Origin of the sequence: Bradyrhizobium sp. BRP56, from assembly GCF_020194035.1 — a bacterium.
Taxonomy (GTDB): Bacteria; Pseudomonadota; Alphaproteobacteria; order Rhizobiales; family Xanthobacteraceae; genus Bradyrhizobium; species Bradyrhizobium australafricanum.
In genome coordinates, this window is the sequence record NZ_JADYVV010000055.1 from 1 (window position 1) to 22,297 (window position 22,297).

A 22,297-nucleotide genomic window follows, 5' to 3' on the forward strand; every position below is an offset into this window, starting at 1 on the left:
GGTGGGGGCTCTCTCACGAGTCGCATCGTGGAGAGAGCCCCCACCCGCCGCGCGCGCAGCGCGCGTCGGCCTCCCCCGCAAGCGGGAGAGGCGGCGCAGTCCCCTCGGGACCTACAGCGTCTTGATGAACTCGATCAGGGCGCGGCGTTCGTCTTCCTTCAGCTCCGGCCCGATCACGCCGGTGCGCTTCTCGTTGGAGAATTCGTGGCCGGAATTGCCGTTGCCGCGCTTGGTGGTGTCGAGCATGAAGGCGTTCTTGATCTTGTCCTTCCAGGCATAGCCGAGATCCTTCGGATCATACTCCCGGCTGCCGAGATAGAAGGTTGCGGGACGATCCTTCACCGGCGACAGCAGTGCGTAGATAGTCGGGACCGAGCCGTTGTGCAGATAGGGCGGGGTCGCCCAGATGCCGTTGAGCGGCCGAACCTTGTAGGCGAGCGGCGCCTGGATCTCGTTCGGCCGGTAGCCGTTGATGCGCTTGCGATCTTCCGGCGGGGTCTTGTTCTGGTCGTACCAATAGTCGACGGTCTTCTCGACGAGATCGCCGAGCGCAGGACCGAAACTGCCGTCCTTGATGTTCAGATTGGCCGGCGTCTCGACGGTGCGGTGCGCGAGGCCCTCGGCCTGCGCGCTGTCGGTGCCGATATGGCTGATCGGAATCATCTCGACATCGAGCAGCGGCTGGCCGGCCTCGTTCCTGGTCCAGCGCTTCTTGTCCTTGAACAGCGCAAAGGCTTCGCTCGCGGGCAGCGCCTTGCTGTCGATCGCCGGGCCGTGACAGCCCTGGCAATGCGTCTTGTAGAGTTCGCCGCCCTTCTTTGCGAGGTCCATGTTGATTGGCGGCAGGATGTTCTCCGGCCATTTCGGCGAAGCAAGTCCGCCAAAACCCTTGTCCTCGCTGGGCGGCTCGCCGGCGATCATCCGCTCCATCTCGTGCAGCACGTCGATCCGCGCGCTCGATCTGTAAAGCCCCTTGGACTCGTCGAGCAGGTTGAGCTCGGCGCTGACGCCGAGCGCCTCGCCGGCGTTGCGCACCATCGGCTGCATAATCGAGCCGTCATATTGCACCCAGCTGAACCACGGTGCGTTCCAGATCCGCGGGAAATGCACCGGCGCCGAATGCGAGGCATAGTTGTTCGGATTGTTCAGGTCGATCGAGAACACCTGGTTGCCGATCCGGTTCAGCGCGTCGAGCCGCGCATAGCCTTCCTCGACGCTGTTGGCGGCGACCTTGTTCTCCAGCGAATTGATGTTGGCGTATTGCTTCAGCACGAGGTCGAGCTGGCCGCGTAGCGCCATGCGCTCGTCGAGGCTGGCATCCTTGCCGAGGATCTCGTCGGCAAAACGCGAGAAGCGCCCCGGCCAGAACCGCGTCAGCAGCAGCGAGACGCCGACGCTCTTCTGGAATTCGAACAGATTGGTGTTGGCCGGTCCGCCGTCGATCACGATCTCGGTGCCGCGATAGTTGAAGCTGCCGGTGTGGCAGGCGGCGCAGGTCAGGCCGACGCCGGTCATGTCGGCCTTGCTGTGCGGGTTGCGCCACGGCGCGCCGTTGGCATCGGCCATCGGGCCACCCTGCGCAAAGCCGATCGGCAGCGCATCGGGTTTGCCCGGAATCACCGTGTCGGGAATAAAGCCGAAGCGGCCGAGATAATTGGTCTCGCTGAGTCGCGGCGCCGCGGTGAACAGCGGCCAGACCGTCGGCTGCTCCAGCGCCATGAACCATTCATGGGGAATGCCGAACGTCCGTGTGCCCTGGTCGGCGTGATAGAACCAGCGCAGCCGCTCCGCGCTGACATTCTGATCCAGCCACACCGTCTTTGCCGGCGGCTGGTAGTCGACGACCTTGACGCGGAAGCCGCTCGCGACCGTCTCGATATCGTCCTTGAAATAGAGCACGCCGGCGACAATCAACAGTCCGATGACGAATATCGTCTTGCGAGGCATGCCCCGTTCCCCCAATTCGCGGTACCCGCGCGTGATATGGATGAGATGTTAAAATTCGCCGAAAAACGAGTTCGCGTTAAGCGTGTGATGCTGTGTGCGCCATCCTACAGTGGCGGCGCTTGGTCTAACAACGGAAATGTTGCAAAGGAAACGTTGGCTGGCTGTGAGCCAGTTCACTTGCAGTGTTCCCTCCGTGGCGGCATTTGCGCGCATCGAGGCCTGCGACTAGAAGTAACGGAGCAACAATTCTTCGAGATGTCATCTTGAACGCGTCAGCCGCACAACCGCTTTCGATCAACGTCTCGGACGACGGCGCGGTGTCCGCGCTGCTGCTGCGGCCGGCGCAGGCCCGTAGCGCCTATGTGTTTGCCCATGGCGCCGGCGCCGGCATGACGCATCCCTCGATGGCCGCGATTGCGGAGGGCCTGGCGGAGCGCGGCATCGCGACCTTGCGCTATCAGTTTCCCTACATGGACAAGGGCAGCAAGCGGCCCGATCCGCCCGCCGTCGCGCAGGCAACGGTGCGTGCCGCGGTGGCGGAGGCCGCGCGTCATTGCGGCGAACTGCCGCTGTTCGCCGGCGGCAAGTCGTTCGGCGGACGCATGACCTCGCAGGCACAGGCCAAGGCGCCGCTCGCCGGCGTGCGCGGGCTGGTGTTTCTCGGCTTTCCGCTGCATCCCGCCGGCAAGCCGTCGAGCGAGCGGGCCAAGCATCTCGCCGAGGTCAAGGTCCCGATGCTGTTCCTGCAGGGCACGCGCGATGCGCTGGCCGAGCTCGATCTGCTCGAGCCCGTGGTGAAGGGGCTGGGTCATCGCGCGACGCTGCATCTGGTGCAGGAGGCGGACCACTCCTTCCATGTCCTCAAGCGCTCCGGCCGCGACGACCACGAGGTGATGGCCGAGGTGCTCGATGCCTTCGCGGGCTGGGTGGCGGAGCATTCGTAGTCTTGTAGCCCGGATGCAGCGAAGCGAAATCCGGGACAGGCCCTTCCGCCCTGTGACACCGTTCCGGATTGCGCTTCGCTCCATCCGGGCTACTAATCTCCACCCATGACCAGGATCCTGATCGTCAATCCCAACACCACCGCGTCGATGACCGCGACCATCACGACCGCCGCGCGGGCGGTGGCCGCACCGGGCACCGAGATCGTCGCCGTCACGTCTGCGATGGGACCGGCCTCGATCGAAGGCTTCTATGACGAGGCCTTCGCCGTTCCCGGGCTGATCGAGGCGCTGCTGAAGACGCCCGATGCCGATGCCGGCATCATCGCCTGCTTCGACGATACCGGGCTCGATGCCGCGCGGTCGGCGGCCCGCTATCCGGTGGTCGGCATCTGCGAGGCGGCGTTGGTCACCGCCGGGCAGATCGCCAAGCGCATCGGCATCGTCACCACGCTGCCGCGCTCGATCGTCCCGCTGGAGGAACTGGTCCGCCGCTACGGCTTTGCCGACCGCGCGGTGGTTACTGCGTGCGATGTCGCGGTGCTCGATCTCGAGAAGCCGGGCTCGGGCGCCAAGGCCAAGCTGGAGGCCGAGATCGCCCGCGCGCTGGACAAGGGCGCGGACGCCATCGTGCTCGGCTGCGCCGGCATGGCCGATCTTGCCCATGAGCTGTCGGTGAAATTCGGCGTGCCCGTGGTCGACGGCGTGGCCGCTGCGGTGAAGCAGGCGGAAGCGCTTGCCGGCCTCAAGCTCACGACGTCGCGTCGCGGTGCTTATGCGTCGCCCGCGGCGAAAAAGTACCACGGTATGCTCAAGGGATTCGTACCGGCTTCAAATGAGTAAGCTCCGTCATTGCGAGCGAAGCGAAGCAATCCATCTCTCAACTTGCGGAAGCGTGGATTGCTTCGTCGCTATCGCTCCTCGCAATGACGGATGAAGTTTTTATGACGCCACCCCGCCATAGATCCGGTCGCGCAGGCGGCGCATGCCGGACAGCCAGCGCTCGCGATTGGTGGCCTTGCGCTGCATGTATTCCTGCACCTGCGGATGCGACAGAATCAGGAAACGTTCTTCCGCCATCGCCTCGATCACCATCCGCGCGACCTCGCCCGGCTGCAGCACGCCGTCGACGCGCGCGGCACTCGGGCCCGGCGTCGTCATGCCCGTCTGCACCGACTGCGGACAGAGCACGGAGACGCGGATGCCGCGATCGCCATACTGGATGGCGAGATGTTCGGCGAGCGCGACCGCGGCATTCTTGGTCACGCCGTAAGGCATCGAGTTCAGCGAGGCCAACAGCCCCGCGGCGGATGCGGTGTTGATGAGATAGCCGGAGCCGCGCGCGAGCATGCCGGGCACCAGCGCGCGCGCCGCGAACACGTGGCTCATGACATGCACGCGCCAGCTCACATCCCAGTCGGCATCGGACGCGGTCTCCTGTCCCTTGCGCGAGAGCCCGGCATTGGAGAAGAACACGTCGACTGGGCCATATTTGTCCTCGGCGGCGGCGATCAACGCCTTGATGTCCTCCTCGAGCCCGACATCGGCGGTGACCGCGAGGCCGTCGATATCGCCGGCGACGCTGGCGAGCCTGTCGCGCGAGGTCTTGAGATCGGCGACCACGACGCCGCGAGCACCGGCGTCCGCATAGGCCCGCGCCACCGCCTCGCCGATCCCGCTCGCGCCGCCGGTGACGACGCAGACCTTGTCCTTGACTTGCATGGTTCGATGTCCCTGCTTGTTATCGTGGTGGGTCGGATTGTCAGCCCTGATACAGGCCCTTGTCACGCGCCTTCTGGATCGCGAGCGCGGCCATCAGGTCGAGCATTGGGGTCGAAATGGCGGCCGCGCGAGCAAATGTCGCCGGTGCGCGCACCAGCACATCGATCTCCATGGCGCGCCCGAGTTCGTAGTCCTGCAGGATCGACGGCTTGTGGTCCGGCGCCGGCCCTGAGCGGGTGACGCGCTTGACCTCGGGAATATAGTGTGTCGCCACTGCATTGGCCTCGTCGAGCAGGCGCGGGATCACGTCCTGCATGTCAGGATCGTCGCGGACGCCACGCGCGGTCAGCCCGGTCAACAGGCAGAGCACCGACATCGACATGTTGGTCAACAGCTTCGACCAGATCGTCTCGCGGATCTGCTTGACCTCAGGCGATTCGATCGCGGCGTCGTTGAGCGCCGCGCGCAGACTGGCGATGCGCTCGCTCTGGCGGTCGTCGCATTCACCGATCAGGAGGCGGTTGCGGTCCGGCGACAGGTTCGCGACGACGCCAGGCGCGACCACCTCGTTGGAGGAGAAGATCACGCCGCCGATGATCCGCTCCTTCGGGATGACGCTGCGCAAATGCCCGCCGGGATCGAGGAAGCCGAGATCGGGGATCGCGGGATGCTGCGGCGGCAGGCCGAGATCGTACCACCAGGGAATGCCGTTCTGCGCGAACACGATTGATGTGTCGCGCTGAAGCAGCGGCGGGAGCCCGGTTGCGAGCGCGCCGATGCCGGTCGCCTTCAGTGTGCTGATGACGATGTCCTGCGGCCCCAGATCGGCAGGATCGGCTGAGGCCTTCACCTTCGCGATGAGGCTGCTATCGCCGACCTTCAGCGTCAGTCCGCTGGTCCTGACCGCGTCGAGATGCGGCCCGCGCATCACGCACGCCACATCGAGACCGGCGCGCGCGAGCCGGACCGCGAAGTGGCTGCCTATGGCGCCCGCGCCGAAAATGCAGATACGCATGAGTGGAACAATTCTCCGTAACGTGCCCGTCAGTTTCCACAAGCGCGGGGCATCGCGCAACCCGTCATGCGCGGGGCGCGGTCGCGCGCGCTCGAAAGTGATGGATCAAGGCATCCGCTCTCGCCATAGTGCAAGGCCAGTACAAGATAACAGCAATGCCGAACGAGGGAGCAACGTCATGTCGGCCAGCCCAGTCCTGTGGAGCCTCGATGCGCGGGGTGTCGCGACCGTCACGCTGAATCGTCCCGAGGTCAACAATGCCTATGACGGCGCGCTGATTGCGGGCGTGCTGGCCGCGATCGACGATCTCTCGACCAAGCCGGTGCGCGTCGTCGTGCTGAACGGCAACGGCAAGCATTTCCAGGCCGGCGCCGATTTGAAATGGATCAACGGCGTGCGGCCGAAATCGTTCGAGGAGAACGAGGCGGCGTCGCGCGCCACCTTCGAGGCGGTGCAGCGTCTCAACACGCTGCCGGTCCCGACCGTCGCGCTGGTGCAGGGCGGCTGCTTCGGCGGCGGCACCGGCGTGATCTCGGCCTGCGACATCGTGATCGCGGCCGACAATGCGCTGTTCTCGATCACCGAGGTGCGCTGGGGCCTGACCGCGGCGATCATCATCCCGCAGCTCTGTGACGCGATCGGCGTCCGCCAGGTGCGCCGCTATGCGCTGACCGGCGAACGGTTCGGCGCCGAGGATGCCCGCCGCATCGGCCTTGTCCATGAGGTGGTGCCGCTGGCCGATCTCGACAGCGCCGGCGCCAAGGTCGTCGAGCAGCTGCTCGGCAACGCGCCGGATGCGATGGCCGAGACCAAGAAGCTCGCGATGGAAAGCTCGTTCGGCGGCATGGCGGTGGACGACGAGGCCTACAAGCGCCTCGTTCATCTGCATTCGGCCAAGCGCCAGACCGCCGAGGCAGCCGAGGGGCTTGCATCCTTCGCCGAGAAGCGCGCCGGCCGGTGGGGCGGCCGCGCGTAAGCTCAGCAGCCGCGGCAGATGCCGCGCATGCTGCGATAGACCTCTTCGTCGTCGCGGCGCATCTGCTGCAGCTGATCGAACGTCTTCGATTCGCTCGACCGCGTCACCGGCGGCTCGGGCTTGCGCTTCGCCGCAAGTTCCTGCTCTTGCCGATGGTAGCAGGCCTCGCGCTCCGCCCTCGCCTCAATGAAGCGGCAGGCCTCGATCGCCGCCGCGGGCCCAGCGACGATGATGAGACCAAACGACATTGAGATCAGGAGTTTCAAGCGGGCGATCCTTTCGCGTCCTTGTCTCAGCTCGGCATGCGACCGGCAAGGCCGGCGTCGCATCACAGCGGCTGCGACAGCGTTTTTTTCAATGTCTTCAGCAGCGCCTGCACCGCGGCGGCATCGATGCGGCGCTCGGGAACGGCGGCCTTGACCCACAATTCGGGGATCGGAAAGTCGGTGAGTACCGGTTGCAACGCGCCGGCGCGCAGCGCGTCCGCGACCAGATAATGCGAGAGCAGCGCGATGCCGTTGCCGGCGATCGCGCTTTGCGTCAGCACGCGGCCTTCGTTCGAAGAGAGAATCGGGCGGACCTGGATATTGATGCGGCCGCGCGGTCCCTCGAACGGCCATTCCGGTCCGGTCGGCAGGAAGCTGAGGCAGCGATGATCGACCAGGTCGCGCGGATGCTTCGGCATGCCGTGCTTCTTCAGATAGGCCGGTGAGGCGCACACAAGGCGCGGCAGCCGGCACAAGGGCTCGTCAACCACGCCGCCAAAGGAGTGCGGGAAGGCGCCGATCGCGATATCAAAACCTTCGGTCACCGGATCGACCGGACGATCGATCATCACGATCTCGAGCTTCACGCTTGTGTTCTGCTTCTGGAAGATCGTGAAGGCATCGGCAAGCCGCGCCACCGTCAGCGAAGTCGGCGCCTTGACGCGCAGATGATCGGAGAGGTCGCGCTGCTTCTCGCCCATCCGCGACAGGAGATCGCCGACATCGGCAACCACGCCGCGGGCGCGATGCACATATTGCTGCCCGGCCTCGGTCAGCCGCAACTGGCGGGTCGAGCGGTGGAACAGCGCGGTGCCGATCCGCTCCTCGAGCTGGGTCACGCGCTTGGCGACGACGGATGTCGCGATATTGAGCTTGCGCGCCGCGGCGGAAAAGCCGCCGGCATCGGCGGTGGCGAGGAAGGCTTCGAGATTGACCAGCGTATCCATCTGCCTTGCTCGCCTTTCTCGATTCGCGAAAGCTGATTACATAATTTGGTGGATTGTACTGCAATCCGCATCAATTCATAGTTGGCCCAATCAACTTTGTTCAGGGCGGAAATGATGCGAGCGAGCACGATCGAAGAACCTGCGCGGCAGGTCCCGGTCTATGGCGAATATGACGTGGTGGTGCTTGGCGGCGGACCGGCCGGCATCGCGGCAGCGGTCGGCGCCGCACGTGCCGGACGGCGGACGCTCCTGATCGAGCGTTACGGATTTCTCGGCGGCATGGGCACCGCGGCCGGCGTGACCAATTTCTGCGGGCTGCACGCCAACGTCTTCGGCGAGATGCACCGCGTGGTGCAGGGCATCGCCTCCGACCTGCTGACGCGGATCGACCGGCTCGGCGGGCTGAACGCGCCGCATCTGATCCTCGGCAAGATCCTCGCGCAGGCCTACGACACCGCGGCCTACAAGATCGCAGCCGACGATCTGCTCGCACATCACAAGGTCGACATTCTGTTCCACGCGCTCGGCGCCGGCGTCGTCATGGATGGCTCGCACATCCGTGCGCTGATGGTCGAAACCAAGGCCGGGCGTCAGGCGGTGCGCGCCAGCATCTTCATCGATTGCTCCGGCGACGGCGATCTCGCGGTGTGGGCGGGCGCGCCGCATGAGGTCGGCGACAACAAGGGCGGCATGCTCTATCCCTCGATGATGTTCCGCCTCAACGGCATCGATCCGGCGAAGGCCGGCGATGCGTGGCGCACCATCCCGGAGCTGATGGCGCAGGCCGAGGCCGCCGGTACCCACACGTTCCCGCGCAAGTCGGCGATCGTGCGGCCGCAGAAATCGCAGATCGAATGGCGGGTGAATTTCACCCAGGTGACGCGAAGTGATGGCGGCGCCATTTCCGGCATCGATCCTGATGACATGACGCGCGGCGAGATCGAGGGCCGCCGCCAGGCGGTCGAAGCGTTCAAGTTCCTGCGCACGGTGCCCGGCTTCGAGAATTCCTACATCGTCGATCTGCCGCCGCAGCTCGGCATCCGCGAGACGCGGCGCGTGATCGGCGGATACATGCTGTCAGGCGAGGACGTGCTGGGCTGCGCCTCGTTCGAGGATTCGATCGGCGTCAATGGTTGGCCGAAGGAATCCCATGTGCCGGGTGATGTGATCTTCGAGTTTCCGCCGATCCCGGAGAGCCGCGGCTACAACGAGTTGCCGTACCGCATGCTGGTACCGGAGGGCGTCGACAATCTGCTGGTCGCCGGCCGCTGCGCCTCGATGACCCATGAGGGGCAATCGGCGGCGCGCGTCTCCGGTGCCTGTTTTGTGATGGGCGAGGCGGCGGGAACCGCGGCCGCGCTCGCGCTGTCGGGCAATACGATTCCGCGCGACATTTCCGTCGAAAAGTTGCAACAACAGCTCGGCACACAGGGTGCGTTCATCGGCCGTGATCAGGCCGTGCCCGAAGGAATCTAGGCGGAGGACGGAATGAAGGGTTGGGCGCGGCTCGCAGTCGCGGGCATGCTGGTGTGGGCCGCGAGCGGCATCGCGCGGGCCGACGATCTCCTGAAGGCGAAGATCGGTGTGCTGCGGCTGTCGTCCTCGGCGCCGGTGTTCATCGCGCAGGACAAGGGCTATTTCCGCGACGCCGGTCTCGACGTCGAGCTCAAATTCTTCGACGCGGCGCAGCCGATCGCGGTCGCGACCGCGTCGGGCGATGTCGATTTCGGCATCACCGCCGTCACCGCCGGCCTCTACAATCTCGCCGGCAAGGGCACGCTGAAGGTGATCGGCGGCATGAGCCGCGAGAAGGCCGGCTATCCCCTGATCGGCTATTTCGCCAGCAACAACGCCTACGCCGCCGGCCTCAAGACGCCGAAGGATCTGGCGGGCAAGCGCGTCGCGGTGACCCAGGTCGGCTCCAGCTTCCATTATTCGCTCGGCCTGCTCGCCGACAAATACGGCTTCAAGCTGTCCGAGGTGAAGGTGGTGCCGCTGCAGTCGCTGTCGAACGCGGCCGCGGCGCTGAAGGGCGAAACCGTCGACGCCGCGCTGCTGCCGGTCTCGACCGCGCGGACGCTGATGGATTCCAACGGCGCGAAATTGCTCGGCTGGGTCGGCGACGAGACGCCGTGGCAGCTGGGGGCCATCTTCGCGTCGCCGAAGGCGCTGACCAATGCACCGCTGGTGACCAGGCTGCTCACCGCACTCACCCGTGCTGACCACGAATATCACGACGTGATCCTGACTGCGATCAAGGACGGCGTGGCGCCGATCAACGACAAGACCAGGCCGCTGCTCGAGATCATCGCCAAATACACCAACCTGCCGGTCGCGCAGGTGGTCGGCAATTGCGCCTATATAGATCCCGACGGCAAGCTCGACGTGAAGAATCTCGACAACCAGATCAAATGGCTGCAGGGGCAGGGCTTTGTGGACAAGGGCTTTGACGCCAATGCGATCATCGCGAAGGATTATGTGAAGGCGGATTGATGTTAGACCGCAGACACCACTCTATCCCCGTCATCCTGAGGAGCCGCGAAGCGGCGTCTCGAAGGATCGACGGCCCCGATAGTGGCCGGCCGTTCATCCTTCGCGACGCGCGCAAGGGCGCGCTCCTCAGGATGACGGATCAAGGAGTGAGCCAGTAGATGGACCTGATCGCCGACCATATCAGCCATCGCTTCGGCGCACTCGACGTGCTCGACGATGTCTCCTTCACGGTCCGGGCCGGCGAGATTGTCGCGATCGTCGGTCCGTCCGGCTGCGGCAAGAGCACGCTGCTTTCCATTCTTGGCGGCCTGCTGCGGCCGGCTGGAGGCGCGGCCGAGCTGCGCGGGGCGGCGCCGGCTGATAGCCTCAATCCGCTGACCTTCGTGTTCCAGGATTTTGCGCTACTGCCGTGGAATACGGTCGAGGAGAATGTCGCGTTTCCGCTGCTGCATACGGGCTTGAGTGCCGGCGAGCGCCGCGCCGTGATCGACGATGCGCTGCGCCGCACCGGGCTGTCGGATTTTCGCGCGGCCTATCCGAAGCAACTGTCCGGCGGCATGCGCCAGCGCGTCGGCATTGCGCGCGCGCTCGCGGTTCGCCCCGCGATCCTGCTGATGGACGAGCCGCTGTCGGCGCTGGATTCGCAGACCCGCGAGCTCCTGATGGAGGATTTCGTGCGTCTGCTCGCCGACGGCGCGATGGGCGCGGTCTATGTCACGCATAATCTCGAGGAAGCGGTGCGGCTCGCCGACCGCGTCGTGGTGCTGTCGCGCCGCCCTGGCCGGATCCGGGAAATCGTGACCATCCCGATGACGCGCGCCGAGCGGGGCACGACGGATGCGCGCGGCCCGATGGCTGCGCTGCAAAGCGAGCTGTGGTCGCTGATCCGCAACGAGGCGATCGACGCCGAGCGCGAGGTCCAGCATGCTTGACCGCGCGCCGCAGCAAGCGAAAGACCAGTCGGCGGAGGCGACGCGCCCAGTCGCGTTTCGCGGCGCCGGCTTCACGCCTGGCGGCAGCCGCCATGCCGGCTGGATCGCGCTCGCGCTTGTGATCGCGCTCTGGCAGCTCGCCGGCAGCGCGGGGTTGGTCAATCCGCTGTTCCTGCCGGCGCCGTCGGCGATCGCGGTCGCGATCTATAGGCTCGCGATGTCGGGCGCGTTGTGGCAGCACTTGTCGTGGTCCATTATGCGGATCGGCACCGGCTGGCTCATCGGCACGGCCGCCGGCGTCGTGGTCGGCTTCGCGATCGGGCTGTCGACCATGGCGCGCGGCGTCGGCATCACCTTCATCTCGGCGCTGTTTCCGATCCCGAAGATCGCGCTGCTGCCGTTGCTCATTCTGTGGCTCGGGATCGGCGAGGAGCCGAAGATCGCGACCATTGCGCTTGGCGTGTTCTTCTCGACCGCGATCTCGGTCTATAGCGGCGTCGATGCGGTGCCGCGCAATCTGATCCGGATGGCGCAGAGCTTCAACGTGCCGTTCCACGCCATCGTGCGCCGCGTGATCTGGCCCGGCGCGCTGCCCTCCATCCTCGCCGGCTTCCGCATCACCGCGTCGGTGGCGCTGCTGCTCGTCGTCAGCGCCGAGATGATCGGCGCGCAATACGGCATCGGCGCCTTCGTGCTGCAGGCCGGCAATCTGATGCAGACCGATCAGCTGCTCGCCGGCGTCGTGATCCTGTCGCTGTTCGGGCTTGCGGTGGGGAAGCTGATCAATTTGCTGGAGACACGCCTGCTGCACTGGCGGTAAGGGGCGCGCTGCTGCCGCAACATCCGCCGTCGTCCCGGCGAAGGCCGGGACCCATAACCACAGGATGCCGTTGTTAGAAAAGGCTGGGGCCCCAACGCGTTCAACCAATCGAGATTGGTGGTAATGGGTCCCGGCTTTCGCCGGGACGACGTGAGGTGGGCGCTGCGTGCCTTGCGCAGACGATCGTTACGCGTTGCCCCTGTCCTCGCGGAACAGGTCGAGCTTCTGCTGCACCGGGCGGTCGGAGAACGAGAACAGCACGGAGTCGGCATCGGCCTCGTGGGTGACCCAGTGCCAGCTCGGCACCACGAACAAATCGCGCGGTCCCCATTCGAAGGTCTGGTCGCCGACCCGCGCGCGGCCCTTGCCCTCGATCGCGGCGAACACGGTCGCATCGGTTGCGCGATAGCGCGCGGTCTTGAAACCCTTCGGCAGCAGCTGGATGAAGGTGCCGATGGTCGGCATCGCGAAATCGCCGGTCTCGGGGTTGGAGAATTTCAGCTTCAGCCCGTGGCAGGCGTCCCACTCGTCGCTGACCTTGGCCTTCTCGAGCGCCTCGCGGGTGTATTCATAGGGATAGTTGAAGATCGGCGAGGTCTTCGAGGTTCGCTTCTGGTCGATCGGCAGCAGATTGTGGCCGTAGCGCGCGAAGCTCGCGCCGGCCGGCTTGGAGATCGACTGCTGGTCCTCCTTGGCGCCTTCGGCAAACGAGCAGTCGAAGAACTGCACCATCGGGATGTCGAGCCCGTCGAGCCAGAACATCGGCTCATTGGTTTCGTTGGAATGGTCGTGCCAGGTCATCGACGGCGTGATGACGAAGTCGCCCGGCGACATCGCGGTGCGCTCGCCGTCGACGGCGGTGAAGGCGCCCTTGCCCTCGAGCACGAAGCGCAGCGCCGATTGGGCATGGCGATGGGCGGGGGCGATGTCGCCCGGCACCACCATCTGCACGCCGGCGAACAGCGAGGTCGTGATCTTGGACTGGCCGCGCAGGCCGGGATTTTCCAGCACCAGCACGCGGCGCTCGGCCTCCTTGGCCGTGATCAGCTTGCCGGCCTCGTTCATGTAGTCGCGGATCTGGTCGAACTTCCACAAGTGAGGACGGCAGGCGCTTTTCGGCTCCGGCGTGATCAGATCGTTCATCACGTTCCACAGCGCCGAGAGGTTCTGGCCGTCGATCTTCTTGTAGAATGCCTCGCGCTCCGGGGTCTTCTGCACGGCTTCCATGGCAAGCCTCCCATCATTCTTGTCGGTGCAATTTAATTGACAGTATACTGACAATATGGCTAGCGTCAATGAAGTAAGCCATGGCGTTTTCGAGCGAAGTGGCTACCGGTTCGCGCAAAGAAAACGCGTCAAACCAGAACAATGCAAGGGAGGTTCCGATGAAGCTGCATGGCTATTTCCGGAGCAGCGCGTCCTACCGGGTCCGGATCGCCCTCAACCTGAAGGGGCTCACGTCCGAGCATCTGCCGCATCACCTGCGCAAGGGCGAGCAGTGCGCGCCGGCCTATCTCGCGATCAATCCGCAGGGGCTGGTACCGACCCTGGAGAGCGACGCCGGCGCGATCCTCACCCAGTCGCTCGCGATCATCGAATGGCTCGACGAGACCAATCCCAACCCGCCGCTCTTGCCGAAGGATCCGCTGCGGCGCGCAAAGGTGCGGGCGTTTGCGCAGGCGATCGCCTGTGACACGCATCCGGTGCAGAATTTGAAGGTGCTGGCGCGGCTGCGTCAGCTCGCCCTGCCCGAGGAGCAGGTGACGGAATGGGCGGCCTGGGCCAATCGCGAGGGACTGTCGGCCTGCGAGACCCTGATCGCGGCGGAGTCCGGCCCGTTCTGCTTTGGCGATGCGCCGACACTGGCCGATCTCTGCCTGGTGCCGCAGCTCGCCAATGCGCGGCGCTTCGGCGTCGACGTCTCGGCCTATCCGCGCTTGCTCAAGGCCGAGGCCGCGGCAAAGCAAATCAAGGCGTTCGCCGACGCCGCCCCGGACAAGCAACCCGATGCCGAATAACAAACCAGCGCCCGTCACGATGGACGCGGTCTATACCGCGCCCGGCTACCTGTTTCGGCGGATGCAGCAGATCGCGGTCGCACTGTTCATCGAGGAGTGCAAGGCGTTCGACCTGACGCCGGTGCAATACGCCGCGCTGGTCACGATCTCGACCCATCCCGGCATCGACGCCACGAGGCTCTCGGCGGTGATCGCGTTCGACCGTTCCACGCTCGGCAATGTGATCGAACGGCTGCAGGCCAAGGAGTTCATCGTGCGCAAGCCGGCGCCCGAGGACAAGCGGGTCAAGCTGCTCTATCTTACCAAGGCCGGCGCGGCGGTGCTGAGCGATATCATGCCTTCGGTCGACAAGGCGCAGGCGCGGATGCTGCAGCCGCTGAAGCCGGCCGATCGCAAGACGTTGCTGGCGTTGTTGACCCAGCTCGTCGACCTCAACAACGAGGCGTCGCGGGTGCCGCTGCGCGCCGAGGACGCGCTCGAACATCTCGGGAGGTCGGGCTGATGGCGGAGACGAGACCTGTCCTGATTGCGGGCGGCGGCATCGGCGGCCTCGCCGTGGCGCTGGGCCTTGCGCAAAAAGGCATCCGCTCGATCCTGCTGGAGAAGGCCGCCGCGCTCGGCGAGATCGGCGCCGGCATCCAGCTCGGCCCGAACGCGTTCCACGCCTTCGACTATCTCGGCGTCGGCGAGGCCGCGCGCAACATGGCCGTCTATATCGATCAGCTCCGGCTGATGGATGCGCTGACCGCCGACGAGATCACCCATATCGATCTCGGCGATGCCTTTCGCGCGCGGTTCGGAAATCCCTATGCCGTGGTGCATCGCGGCGATCTGCACGGCGTATTCCTGCGCGCCTGCCAGAATCACGAGCTGATCGAACTGCGCGTGTCCAGCGAGGTGACAGGCTACGAGCAGGACGGCTCGTCCGTGACGGCGAAGCTCGCCGATGGCGAGCGGATTGCCGGCCGCCTCCTGATCGGCGCCGATGGCTTGTGGTCGAACATCCGCAAGCAGGTCACGTCGGACGGCCCGCCGCGCGTCTCCGGCCACACCACCTATCGCTCGGTGATCCCGACCGAGCAGATGCCGGAGGATTTGCGCTGGAACGCGGCGACGCTGTGGGCCGGCCCGAAATGCCACATCGTGCATTACCCGTTGTCGGGCTGGAAGGTGTTCAACCTCGTCGTCACCTATCACAACAATGCGCCGGAGCCGGTCGCCGGCAAGCCGGTGTCCGAAGCCGAGGTGATGAAGGGTTTTACCCACGTCCATGAGCGGGCGCAGAACATCATCCGCCACGGCACCAACTGGAAGCTCTGGGTGTTGTGCGACCGCGATCCGAACGCGCAGTGGATCGACGGCCGCGTGGTGCTGCTCGGCGACGCCGCGCATCCGATGCTGCAATATTTCGCGCAGGGCGCCTGCCAGGCGATGGAGGACGCGGTCTGCCTGTCGCACATGCTGGCCAGTCACGATGACCAGACAGCGGCGCTCGAAGCCTACAGCGCGCAACGCTTCCCGCGCACCGCGCGCGTGCAGCTGATGTCACGCGCGATCGGCGAACACGTCTACCATCCCTCAGGCGAGCACGCCCGCATCCGCAACGCGATCATGAGCGCGAAGTCGCAGGATCAGTGGTGCGATGACATCGCCTGGCTGTATGGCGGGACGGGGCTGAAGGCGTAACTGCCCGGCAGTCGATACACGCGGCGTGCTCGCCGCATTCTCCGTCGTCGTCCCGGACAAGCGAAGCGCGATCCGGGACCCATAACCACCGAAGGCTGTTGTGATGGCAGGCTGGGGCCCCAGCCTTTGCGCCGCAAATATTTGTGGTTATGGGTCCCGGCCTTCGCCGGGACGACGTTGAATGTGTGGCTGTATGGCGGGGCAGCTATTGCTCGTCGTCCCGGACAAGCGAGCGTAGCGAGCGCGATCCGGGACCCATAACCACCGATGGCTGTTGTTGTGGCAGGCTGGGGCTCCAGCCCTCGCGCCACAAGCATTTGTGGTTATGGGTCCCGGCTTTCGCCGGGACGACACTGAATGTGTGGCTGGATGGCGGGGCAGCTGATGCTCGTCGTCCCGGACAAGCGAGCGTAGCGAGCGCGATCCGGGACCCATAACCACCGAAGGCTGTTGTTATGGCAGGCTGGAGCCCCAGCCTTCGTGCCACACACATTTGTGGTTACGGGTCCCGGCCTTCGCCGGGACGACATCGAATGTGTGGCTGGATGGCGGGCAGCTAATGCTCGTCGTCCCGGACAAGCGAAGCGCGATCCGGGACCTATAACCACCGAAGGCTGTTGTGATGGCAGGCTGGGGCCCCAGCCTTTGCGCCACAAATATTTGTGGTTATGGGTCCCGGCCTTCGCCGGGACGACACTGAATGTGTGGCTGGATGGCGGGCAGCTAATGCTCGTCGTCCCGGACAAGCGAAGCGCGATCCGGGACCTATAACCACCGAAGGCTGTTGTGATGGCAGGCTGGGGCCCCAGCCTTCGCGCCGCAAATATTTGTGGTTATGGGGCCTTCGCCGGGACGACATCGAATGTTTGGCGGCAGTGTTGCGCAGTCTGGCGCTCTCACATCCGCATCACCGCCTGCCGGTCGATCTTGCCGGTGCCGGTCTTCGGCAGTTCGTCGATGAATTTGACCTCGCGCGGGTATTTGTACGGCAACAATTTTGTCTTGACGTAGTCCTGCAGCCGCCGCGTCGCTTCGGCCGTGTCGAAGCCGGCCTTGTTCATGACCACCACGGCGCGCAGCGTCATGCGCCGGTCAGGCAATTCGGCGGCGTAGACGGCGCATTCGCGGACGTCGGGGTGATCGGCGAGGCAGAGCTCGACCTCCAGCGGATAGACCCACTGGCCGGAGATCTTGATCAGATCGTCGGCGCGGCCGCGGAAGAAGTGGAAGCCGTCGCTGTCGCGCATGAAGCGGTCGCCGGTGTAGATCCAGCCGTCCTCGTGCACGGTCTCGGCGGTCTTGTCCGGCCGGTTCCAGTACAGCGGGGTCGCGGAATCGCCGCGCACCCACAGGATGCCTTCCTCATTGTCGCCGACCTCGCGGCCGTCGCTGTCGCGCAGCATGATCTCGTAGCCGGGCACGCGCAGGCCGGCGGCGCCGAGCTTCTTTTGCTCCGCGCGGTTGCTGAGATAGACGTGCAGCACTTCGGTCGAGCCGAGGCCTTCGATGATCTCGAGCCCGGTGAGCCGCTTCCAGCCGTTGAAGACGTCGGCTGACAGCACTTCGGCGGCCGAGACCGCCATCCGCAGCGAGGAGAAATCGGTTTGCTCGGCGCCTTCGGCCTTGGTCAGCGAGATGTAGAGCGTCGGCAAGCCGAAGAACACGGTCGGGCGATATTGCCCGATCGCCGCGAAGATCGCGGCCGGTTTCGGCTGGCCCGGCAGCAGCAGCGTCGCGGCGCCGACGGAAAATGGAAACGTGATCGAATTGCCGAAACCATAGGCGAAGAAGATCTTGGGCACCGAGAAGCAGATGTCGCCGGGCTCGAGTTTCAGCACGTTGCGGGCAAAGGCGCGCTCGCTATAGGCCATGTCGTGCTGCAGATGCACGATGCCCTTGGGACGGCCGGTCGACCCCGACGAATACATCCAGAACGCCATCTCGTTGCGGTGGGTGTCGGCCGCGTCGAGCTCGATCGGAAATCCTTGCAGCCAGTCGCTGGCCTCGCGCGTTTCGGCAGCCGCATGATCACCGGCGGCGCCGTTGACCACCACCAGCGTACGCAGCGGCGTGTCCTTGCAGGCTTCCACGTTGAAGCGCGCACAGAATTCCGCATCGGTGACCGCGACCTGCGCGCCGGCGTCGGACAGGTAGAATTGCAGCAGCTCGGGCGTGGTCAGCGTGTTGATCAAGAGCGGCACGAAGCCGGCGCGCACCGCGCCGAAGAATGCCGCCGGATAGGCCGGGGTGTCGTCGAGGAACAGCAGGACGCGGTCGCCGCGCTGCAGCCCGAGCGACCGGAAGGCGTGGCCCCAGCGTGCGGCCTCAGTGCAGAGCTCGCGATAGGTCCGCGTGCCGGCCGGGCCGGTCAGCGCCAGGCGCTCGGCATTCCCGTTACCGAGATTGTCGAACAGGATGCGGCTCGCATTGTAGCGCTCGGGGATCGTAAAGCCGATCTCGCGCGCACCGGGATTGTCCAGCGGAACGTGGTCGGCGATCCCGGTCATGATTGTCCCTTTGCGGCTGCGTAGCGGGCCATGAAGACGGGCGACATCGCGCGCAGTCGCGCGTCGTCGATCCGGCCGGAGCGGGTGATGTAGCTGTAGGCGAAATCCATCAGGTCGAGCGTCATGTGCGCGGGAAAATGCTCATACCAGTCGGCGCTGGTCCGCGCCGCGGTGACGAGCTTCTTCACGATCGGCTTGCGCTCGCTCTCGTAGCGGGCAAGCGCGGCGCCAATGTCGCTCTCGGTCTCCAGCGCCTTGGTCAGCGCAATCGCATCCTCGATCGCAAGCCGCGTCCCGGAGCCGATCGAGAAATGCGCCGAATGCAGCGCGTCGCCGATCAGCACCATGTTGCCGTGCGACCAGCGCTCGTTCCAGATCCACGGGAAATTGCGCCACACCGACTTGTTCGAGATCAGCCGGTGGCCGTCCAGCGTCGCGGCGAATACGTCTTCGCAGATCGCCTGCGACTGCTCGATGCTCTTGTCGGCGAAGCCGTAGGCCGCCCAGGTCGCCGCATCGCACTCGACCAGGAAGGTGCTCATGTCCTTCGCATAGCGATAGTGATGGGCGTTGAAGCTGCCGCGCTCGGTTGCCACGAAAGTCTGCGACAGCGTCGCGAAGGTTTTGGTGGTGCCGTACCAGGCGAATTTGTTGGTGGAATGCGAGACCGAGGCGCCGAAGGCGGCCTCGAAGCCGCGGCGGACCATCGAGTTCAGCCCGTCGGCGGCGACGATCAGGTCGTAATCCCTGAGCTGGTCGACCGACTGCACCACGGTGTCGAAGCGCGGCGTGACACCCGTGCTGCGGACGCGCTCCTGCAGGACCGTCAGCAGCGCCAGCCGGCCGATCGAGGAGAACCCGACGCCGTCGATCTCGACGCTCCCGCCGCGCAGATTGAGGGTGATGTTCTTCCAGCTCTCCATCCGCGGGGCGATGGCGTCGACCGTCTCGGGGTCGTCGGCGCGCAGGAAGTCCAGCGCCTGTTCGGAGAACACCACGCCGAAGCCCCAGGTGGCGCCGGCCGCGTTCTGCTCGAACAGGTCGATCTCGGCGTCGGGATGACGCTTCTTCCAGAGATAGGCGAAATAGAGCCCGCCGGGCCCTCCGCCGATCACGGCGATCCGCAACGTCTGCCTCCCAGATTGACAGTGTACTTACAATTTGGGTCCAGACTAATCGCCCTCCGGCGGGAACGCCAGAGGGAAAATGCGCGCAGCGACTAGCCGCGTGGGGCTGAAAGTTTCAATAGCAGCGGCGGACCTTGACCCCGCCGACCCACACCCAGCGGCAGCCGGCGGCGACGGGTTTGCGGGCGACGACCGCGCCGTTGGGACCGGCGCAGCCGGCGCGATAGACGCCGCGCGCGCAAACGACCGCGTTGGCGTCGGAGGACTCAAAGGTCATGGTCGCGGCAAAGGACAGCAGGGCTGCGGCGATCAGCAATATTGAACGCATGAAATTCCCTCTCCCGGGTGAGGCATGATTGGCCCGTAGGTGACAACAAGATGCTACGGTTCCGTGCCCGGCAAATCGCCGGGCACCTGTCGTCTCACCGCCTGCGCGGCTATTTCTTTTCCGCTTCCGCCAGCACCTTCTTGCAGGCGGGCGCCAGCTTGTCGCTCTGCTTGGCGAGACAGGCGATGATGCGGCCGCCGCCGGGCGTCACGCTCTTGCAGAACTTCTCGTAGTCGCCCATGCAGGCGTCGCGTTGTGCGGTGGTCAGCTCCTGGGCGTAGACGGCGGTTGCGCCGCAAAGCAGCGCGGCGGTCAGGACGATACGCAGCATTGTTTGCTCCCTTTTCCGGTCAGTCGCGTGACAACAGCATCACCGCGCCGTGAACGGCGCCAGCACGTCGCGGCACGCCGGCGACAGCGAGCCGGCATTGGTCGCGAGGCACTGCACGATCCGCCCGCCGCCCGGCTGGACGCCGCCACAGATCGAGCGGACATCGGCGCCGCAGGCCGAGCGCAGCACGAACAGCTCTTCGCGCGGCCGCAGCGGCCGCAACGCGATCACGGCTGGGGCAGCCGCCGGGGCCGCCGTGGCTGCAGCGCCCGCGGCCGGCGCGGCGGCACCGCCACCAGCGGCGGCGACGGCCTTCTCGCAGGCCGGCGAAAGCTTGCCCTTGTTCTTTTCGAGGCACTGCAGCGCCGCCGCGCCGCCGGTCGGCACGCCCGCGCAAACCTTGGGATAATCGGAACGGCATGCGCTGCGGATCGCGGAGATCTGCGTGTTGGACGGCGTCCCGGCCGCCTTTGGCGCGGCGGCTTCGGTGGCGGGCTTGGCCGTCGCCGCGGGAGTAGCTTCGGTCTTGGCCGCCGCGGGCGCGGAGTCTCCCTTCGGTGCGGCAGCCGGAGCTTCGACGGCCTTCACCGCGCTGGCGCAGCCCGCGCCGAGGCTTGCCATGTTCTTCTGCAGGCATTGCAGTGAGGCTTCGCCGCCCGGCGGTACGCTTGAGCAATGGGCGATGTAGTCGTTGCGGCATTGCGACTTGATGGCGTCGCGCTGCGCTTGGGTCGGCGCCTGCGACAAGGCCGGTGCGGTGCTCTTGAATGCTGCAAGCGCAAGCCATGCGGACAGCTTCGTTGCTCGTGTCAACGCATTGATCATCTGAATAAATCCTCTGGTCGCGCCGGATGCCTCCGGCTCAACTGAACTGAGTTCTGAAAAAGTCTTGTTGTAGCAACCTCGGCGAGCGGCATCATTTTCGCTTTCGAGTTCCGCTGCAAGCGGATTGTTGCTATGGATGAAACAGGCGGATTTTTTTGCCCGTCACGAGATCTTTAAATTTAGTCATTTGAATCGAGGCTCGGACATGAGGCATGCGCTCGCGTCGGCACATTTCGGTCGGAGCAGTTTTGTGCGGCTGCGAAATGTACCGCTTGCGCGCATCGCGTTCGTCGTATCCGCCTTCGTCAGTTTAAGTGCCTGCGAGCAAAACAGTTTTGTTGCGCCGCCGCCGCCCAAGGTCGAGGTTGCGCCGCCGGTGCAGCGCGCCATCACACGTTATCTGGACGCCACCGGAAACACCGCGCCGATCCAGACCGTCGATCTGGTCGCGCGCGTGCAGGGCTTCCTGCAGGCGATCAACTATCAGGACGGCTCCTTCGTGAAGGCGGGGACCACGCTGTTCACGATCGAGCCGGAGACCTACAAGCTGAAGCTGGAACAGGCGCAGGCCGCAGAGGTCGGCGCGCAGGCGACGCTGAAGCAGGCCGAACTCGACTTCAAGCGGCAGACCGATCTGGTGCAGCGGCAGGCGGTCTCGCAGGCGACGCTTGATACCTCGACCTCCACCCGGGACAACGCCCAGGCCAGCCTGCAGCAGGCCCAGGTCAACACCAGGATCGCGGCGGTCAACTACGGCTACACCAACGTGGCCGCGCCGTTCGACGGCATCGTCAGCAATCACCTGGTCTCGGTCGGCGAGCTGGTCGGCGCGGCGTCGCCGACCCAGCTTGCCACCATCGTGCAGCTCGATCCGATCTATGTGAATTTCAACGTCAACGAACAGGACGTGCAGCGGGTGCGGGATGAAGCGCGCCGTCGTGGTCTGTCGGTCAACGAGCTCAGGCAGTTGCCGGTCGAGGTCGGCCTGCAGACCGAGACCGGCTATCCGCACAAGGGCAAGCTTGATTACATCTCGCCGACCCTCAACCAGTCGACCGGCACGCTCGCGGTCCGCGGCGTGTTCGCAAATCCGGACCGGACCTTGCTGCCCGGCTTCTATGTCCGCGTTCGCGTGCCTTTCGAAAAGCAAGACAAGGCGCTGCTGGTGCCCGACGTCGCGATCGGTAGCGACCAGGCCGGCCGCTACGTGCTGGTCGTCAATGCCGAGAACGTGGTCGAGCAGCGCAAGGTGACGACCGGCCCGCTCGATGAGGGGCTGCGCGTCATCGAGAGTGGCCTGAAGCCGGATGACCGCATCGTGACCGCCGGATTGCTGCGCGCGATCCCCGGGCAGAAGGTCGATCCGCAGGTGCAGAAGGCCGACGCGGCGCCGACAGCCGCCAAATAGGACGCACG

The 22,297-nt window shown here is 65.5% G+C and carries 22 protein-coding genes; 11 read left to right on the forward strand and 11 right to left on the reverse strand.

The window, feature by feature from the left end:
- Nucleotides 1–111 precede the first annotated feature (111 nt).
- Complete coding sequence (locus tag I6F38_RS30965) at nt 112–1,947, reverse strand: cytochrome c (protein WP_225163073.1); 1,836 nt, start codon at nt 1,945–1,947, stop codon at nt 112–114.
- Between the two features lie 263 nt (nt 1,948–2,210).
- Between I6F38_RS30965 and I6F38_RS30970 the strand changes: the two genes are divergently transcribed.
- Both I6F38_RS30970 and I6F38_RS30975 read left to right on the forward strand, forming a co-directional pair.
- A complete protein-coding gene (locus tag I6F38_RS30970; RefSeq protein ID WP_225163074.1) occupies nt 2,211–2,891 on the forward strand; it encodes an alpha/beta family hydrolase in 681 nt (226 codons plus the stop codon).
- A 105-nt stretch (nt 2,892–2,996) separates the two neighbouring features.
- Complete coding sequence (locus I6F38_RS30975) at nt 2,997–3,731, forward strand: aspartate/glutamate racemase family protein (protein WP_225163075.1); 735 nt, start codon at nt 2,997–2,999, stop codon at nt 3,729–3,731.
- A gap of 99 nt (nt 3,732–3,830) precedes the next feature.
- On the opposite strand, the gene I6F38_RS30980 is transcribed toward I6F38_RS30975, so the two are convergent.
- Both I6F38_RS30980 and I6F38_RS30985 read right to left on the reverse strand, forming a co-directional pair.
- Nucleotides 3,831–4,610, reverse strand: coding sequence for an SDR family oxidoreductase (locus tag I6F38_RS30980; protein WP_225163076.1), 780 nt, complete (start codon nt 4,608–4,610; stop codon nt 3,831–3,833).
- A gap of 40 nt (nt 4,611–4,650) precedes the next feature.
- Complete coding sequence (locus tag I6F38_RS30985) at nt 4,651–5,625, reverse strand: 2-dehydropantoate 2-reductase (protein WP_225163077.1); 975 nt, start codon at nt 5,623–5,625, stop codon at nt 4,651–4,653.
- Nucleotides 5,626–5,803: 178 nt separating this feature from the next.
- On the opposite strand from I6F38_RS30985, the gene I6F38_RS30990 reads away from it, so the two are divergent.
- Entirely contained in the window at nt 5,804–6,601 is a 798-nt protein-coding gene (locus tag I6F38_RS30990; protein ID WP_225163078.1) for an enoyl-CoA hydratase-related protein, read from the forward strand.
- A 2-nt stretch (nt 6,602–6,603) separates the two neighbouring features.
- On the opposite strand, the gene I6F38_RS30995 is transcribed toward I6F38_RS30990, so the two are convergent.
- Together I6F38_RS30995 and I6F38_RS31000 are read right to left on the reverse strand one after the other, a co-directional pair.
- Nucleotides 6,604–6,867 carry a type VI secretion protein gene (locus I6F38_RS30995; RefSeq protein ID WP_225163079.1) on the reverse strand — a complete coding sequence of 88 codons (264 nt, stop codon included), beginning with the start codon at nt 6,865–6,867 and terminating at the stop codon, nt 6,604–6,606.
- A gap of 62 nt (nt 6,868–6,929) precedes the next feature.
- Nucleotides 6,930–7,814 (reverse strand): LysR family transcriptional regulator, encoded by an 885-nt coding sequence (locus I6F38_RS31000; protein WP_225163080.1) that lies wholly within the window; start codon nt 7,812–7,814, stop codon nt 6,930–6,932.
- Between the two features lie 114 nt (nt 7,815–7,928).
- Here I6F38_RS31000 and I6F38_RS31005 point away from each other — a divergent pair, with 114 nt between their 5' ends.
- From I6F38_RS31005 to I6F38_RS31020, 4 genes are all read left to right on the forward strand, one after another.
- Entirely contained in the window at nt 7,929–9,290 is a 1,362-nt protein-coding gene (locus I6F38_RS31005; protein WP_225163115.1) for an FAD-dependent oxidoreductase, read from the forward strand.
- Between the two features lie 12 nt (nt 9,291–9,302).
- A complete protein-coding gene (locus I6F38_RS31010; protein ID WP_225163081.1) occupies nt 9,303–10,307 on the forward strand; it encodes an ABC transporter substrate-binding protein in 1,005 nt (334 codons plus the stop codon).
- 158 nt (nt 10,308–10,465) lie between these two features.
- Nucleotides 10,466–11,239: an ABC transporter ATP-binding protein gene (locus I6F38_RS31015; RefSeq protein WP_225163082.1), complete on the forward strand. Its 774-nt coding sequence runs from the start codon at nt 10,466–10,468 to the stop codon at nt 11,237–11,239.
- A complete protein-coding gene (locus I6F38_RS31020) occupies nt 11,232–12,059 on the forward strand; it encodes an ABC transporter permease (RefSeq protein ID WP_225163083.1) in 828 nt (275 codons plus the stop codon). The genes I6F38_RS31015 and I6F38_RS31020 overlap by 8 nt, the downstream gene beginning before the upstream one ends.
- Nucleotides 12,060–12,245: 186 nt before the next feature.
- Here the strand turns inward: I6F38_RS31020 and gtdA are convergent, their stop codons facing one another.
- Nucleotides 12,246–13,286, reverse strand: a complete 1,041-nt coding sequence (gtdA, locus tag I6F38_RS31025; protein WP_225163084.1) for a gentisate 1,2-dioxygenase — start codon at nt 13,284–13,286, stop codon at nt 12,246–12,248.
- A 158-nt stretch (nt 13,287–13,444) separates the two neighbouring features.
- On the opposite strand from gtdA, the gene maiA reads away from it, so the two are divergent.
- From maiA to I6F38_RS31040, 3 genes are read left to right on the forward strand one after another with little or no spacing between them, the layout of a single operon-like run.
- Complete coding sequence (gene maiA / locus I6F38_RS31030) at nt 13,445–14,077, forward strand: maleylacetoacetate isomerase (protein ID WP_225163085.1); 633 nt, start codon at nt 13,445–13,447, stop codon at nt 14,075–14,077.
- Nucleotides 14,067–14,579, forward strand: coding sequence for a MarR family transcriptional regulator (locus I6F38_RS31035; protein WP_092083193.1), 513 nt, complete (start codon nt 14,067–14,069; stop codon nt 14,577–14,579). Before maiA ends, I6F38_RS31035 begins: the two co-directional genes overlap by 11 nt.
- Nucleotides 14,579–15,763: a 3-hydroxybenzoate 6-monooxygenase gene (locus I6F38_RS31040; protein ID WP_225163086.1), complete on the forward strand. Its 1,185-nt coding sequence runs from the start codon at nt 14,579–14,581 to the stop codon at nt 15,761–15,763. The genes I6F38_RS31035 and I6F38_RS31040 overlap by 1 nt, the downstream gene beginning before the upstream one ends.
- Before the next feature lie 896 nt (nt 15,764–16,659).
- Here the strand turns inward: I6F38_RS31040 and I6F38_RS31045 are convergent.
- The 5 genes from I6F38_RS31045 to I6F38_RS31065 form a co-directional block, all read right to left on the reverse strand.
- Nucleotides 16,660–18,273: a benzoate-CoA ligase family protein gene (locus I6F38_RS31045; protein ID WP_225163116.1), complete on the reverse strand. Its 1,614-nt coding sequence runs from the start codon at nt 18,271–18,273 to the stop codon at nt 16,660–16,662.
- On the reverse strand, nt 18,267–19,397 hold the full coding sequence (locus tag I6F38_RS31050) for an FAD-dependent monooxygenase (RefSeq protein WP_225163087.1): 1,131 nt from the start codon (nt 19,395–19,397) through the stop codon (nt 18,267–18,269). The genes I6F38_RS31045 and I6F38_RS31050 overlap by 7 nt, the downstream gene beginning before the upstream one ends.
- A gap of 115 nt (nt 19,398–19,512) precedes the next feature.
- Complete coding sequence (locus tag I6F38_RS31055) at nt 19,513–19,725, reverse strand: hypothetical protein (protein ID WP_028341820.1); 213 nt, start codon at nt 19,723–19,725, stop codon at nt 19,513–19,515.
- Nucleotides 19,726–19,834: 109 nt separating this feature from the next.
- The gene (locus I6F38_RS31060; protein ID WP_028336261.1) at nt 19,835–20,056 is read right to left on the reverse strand and encodes a cysteine rich repeat-containing protein; all 222 of its coding nucleotides are present in this window, start codon (nt 20,054–20,056) and stop codon (nt 19,835–19,837) included.
- A gap of 39 nt (nt 20,057–20,095) precedes the next feature.
- Nucleotides 20,096–20,881: a cysteine rich repeat-containing protein gene (locus I6F38_RS31065; RefSeq protein WP_225163088.1), complete on the reverse strand. Its 786-nt coding sequence runs from the start codon at nt 20,879–20,881 to the stop codon at nt 20,096–20,098.
- A 250-nt stretch (nt 20,882–21,131) separates the two neighbouring features.
- Here I6F38_RS31065 and I6F38_RS31070 point away from each other — a divergent pair, with 250 nt between their 5' ends.
- Nucleotides 21,132–22,289 carry an efflux RND transporter periplasmic adaptor subunit gene (locus I6F38_RS31070; RefSeq protein ID WP_225163089.1) on the forward strand — a complete coding sequence of 386 codons (1,158 nt, stop codon included), beginning with the start codon at nt 21,132–21,134 and terminating at the stop codon, nt 22,287–22,289.
- Nucleotides 22,290–22,297: the final 8 nt, after the last annotated feature.

Excerpts from the sequence above, each read along its gene's own strand:
- I6F38_RS30990 (WP_225163078.1), top strand. The coding sequence starts at position 5,804 with ATGTCGGCCAGCCCAGTCCTGTGGAGCCTCGATGCGCGGGGTGTCGCG.
- I6F38_RS31020 (WP_225163083.1), top strand. The coding sequence starts at position 11,232 with ATGCTTGACCGCGCGCCGCAGCAAGCGAAAGACCAGTCGGCGGAGGCG.
- I6F38_RS31055 (WP_028341820.1), bottom strand. The coding sequence starts at position 19,725 with ATGCGTTCAATATTGCTGATCGCCGCAGCCCTGCTGTCCTTTGCCGCG.
- I6F38_RS30965 (WP_225163073.1), bottom strand. The coding sequence starts at position 1,947 with ATGCCTCGCAAGACGATATTCGTCATCGGACTGTTGATTGTCGCCGGC.
- I6F38_RS31000 (WP_225163080.1), bottom strand. The coding sequence starts at position 7,814 with ATGGATACGCTGGTCAATCTCGAAGCCTTCCTCGCCACCGCCGATGCC.
- I6F38_RS31040 (WP_225163086.1), top strand. The coding sequence starts at position 14,579 with ATGGCGGAGACGAGACCTGTCCTGATTGCGGGCGGCGGCATCGGCGGC.
- I6F38_RS30980 (WP_225163076.1), bottom strand. The coding sequence starts at position 4,610 with ATGCAAGTCAAGGACAAGGTCTGCGTCGTCACCGGCGGCGCGAGCGGG.
- I6F38_RS31035 (WP_092083193.1), top strand. The coding sequence starts at position 14,067 with ATGCCGAATAACAAACCAGCGCCCGTCACGATGGACGCGGTCTATACC.
- gtdA (WP_225163084.1), bottom strand. The coding sequence starts at position 13,286 with ATGGAAGCCGTGCAGAAGACCCCGGAGCGCGAGGCATTCTACAAGAAG.
- maiA (WP_225163085.1), top strand. The coding sequence starts at position 13,445 with ATGAAGCTGCATGGCTATTTCCGGAGCAGCGCGTCCTACCGGGTCCGG.
- I6F38_RS31060 (WP_028336261.1), bottom strand. The coding sequence starts at position 20,056 with ATGCTGCGTATCGTCCTGACCGCCGCGCTGCTTTGCGGCGCAACCGCC.
- I6F38_RS30975 (WP_225163075.1), top strand. The coding sequence starts at position 2,997 with ATGACCAGGATCCTGATCGTCAATCCCAACACCACCGCGTCGATGACC.
- I6F38_RS31010 (WP_225163081.1), top strand. The coding sequence starts at position 9,303 with ATGAAGGGTTGGGCGCGGCTCGCAGTCGCGGGCATGCTGGTGTGGGCC.
- I6F38_RS31065 (WP_225163088.1), bottom strand. The coding sequence starts at position 20,881 with ATGATCAATGCGTTGACACGAGCAACGAAGCTGTCCGCATGGCTTGCG.
- I6F38_RS31015 (WP_225163082.1), top strand. The coding sequence starts at position 10,466 with ATGGACCTGATCGCCGACCATATCAGCCATCGCTTCGGCGCACTCGAC.
- I6F38_RS30985 (WP_225163077.1), bottom strand. The coding sequence starts at position 5,625 with ATGCGTATCTGCATTTTCGGCGCGGGCGCCATAGGCAGCCACTTCGCG.
- I6F38_RS31005 (WP_225163115.1), top strand. The coding sequence starts at position 7,929 with ATGCGAGCGAGCACGATCGAAGAACCTGCGCGGCAGGTCCCGGTCTAT.